Annotated in this window: 1 protein-coding gene; it reads right to left on the bottom strand. The window is 60.5% G+C overall.

Going from position 1 to position 1,495, the window contains the following annotated elements; all coding sequences use genetic code 11:
- Positions 1-1,285 (bottom strand): ABC transporter substrate-binding protein (locus LQV45_RS31785; RefSeq protein ID WP_230011425.1); only part of this gene is annotated, 1,285 nt, incomplete at its 3' end.
- Positions 1,286-1,495 lie beyond the last annotated feature (210 nt).

Below are 1,495 nucleotides of genomic sequence, written 5' to 3'. Positions count from 1 at the left end.
TGCTGTAGGTGACCCATTCCGTGGACTGCAGGTTGACCTTAAACAAACCGGACTTCTCCAGCTGGTCCTTGATCATGGCGTACTCATCGCCGGAGGACTTGCCGTAGTGGTCCGGGTTGTACTGAAGGTTCATCGAGACGGGGGTCGTCACACCGGCGTCGGCGAGGACCTTCTTGGCCTTGTCCAGGCTCGGCTTGCCGGCGTCGCCGTAGGCGTCCTTGAACGATTCGTTGGCGCCCAGGAAGCCGTTGGGAACGTTGGAGTACAGCGGCAGGTAGGTGCCCTTGTAGACCTGGTCCGCGATGGACTGGCGGTCAACGAGGTTCGCGATGGCCTGGCGGACGGCGAGCGCCTTGGCCGGATCGGCGTCGGCAGCCTTGGCACCGAACGGCATCGTGTCGAAGTTGAACGTGATGTAGCGGATTTCGCCGCCGGGGCCAACGTTGACCTTGACCTTGGAGTCCTTCTTGAGGTCATCGACGTCGGTGGCGCTCAGGCTGCGGTTCGCGACGTCGATGTTCCCCTGCTGGATGTCCAGCTTCATGTTGGTGGGGTCGGCGTAGTACTTGATCGTGGCGGCGTCGTTGGCCGGCTTGCCGAGGACCCCCTGGTAGTCAGGGAATGCCTTGAAGCTGACCAGCTCGTTCTTTTTGTACGTGTCGATCACGTACTGGCCGTAGAACGCCTTGGCCTTGACGATCGAGTCGTCGTCAAGCAGTTTGTCGGCCGGGAAGACTTCATCGTCTACGATCGGCGCGGCGGGGCTGCTGAGGATCTGGGCGAAGGTCTGGTCGTTCGCCTGCTTCAGCTTGAAGACCACGGTGTTGGCATCGGGGGCGGTGATGCTTTCGATGTTGGTCAGCAGGCTTGCGGGACCGGCAGGATCGTTGATCTTGGTCTGCCGGTCGAAGGAGAACTTGACGTCCTTGGAGTCGAGCGTGTGGCCGTTGGCCCACTTGAGGCCCGGCTTGAGCTTGACCGTGTACTCGTTCGGCGAGGTGAAGGACGCGGACTCGGCCAGGTCCGGCACGGGATCTGCGCTGCCGGGCTTCGAGTTGAGGAGGAAGGAGTAGATCTGGTTCATCACCATGAACGAACCGTTGTCATACGCGCCCGCCGGATCCAAGGCAGTGACCTTGTCCGTGGTGCCGTAGGCGATCGGACCGCTAGCTGCGGCTGATGACCCGCCAGCGCCCCCGGTCGGCCCTGTGCAGGCCGTCAGTGCAAAGGCGGAAACCCCGGCCAGCGCGATGACGCTGTGCCAGGCCTTTTTGTTCATTGCCATCTGTGAACTTTCTGTTCGATGCGTTCTAGCGCAGCCCGAAGTGAAACGACTGACTCGTCGGGCGGCACGCTTTGCTGATTCCTAGATTCAACCAGACGATCATTCGGTGAAACGTTGCATTTTGTGAGTTGAGACACAAAATTTACACGATTCGAAGGTTTCTCTCATTTTCTGCAGGATTCCGCCCGGATCTTCGGCAGGGTCCTGCGC

Source organism: Microbacterium sp. Bi128, assembly GCF_918698205.1.
Note: the sequence above shows the minus strand (reverse complement) of the source record. Positions and strands in the feature narration are given on the sequence as shown.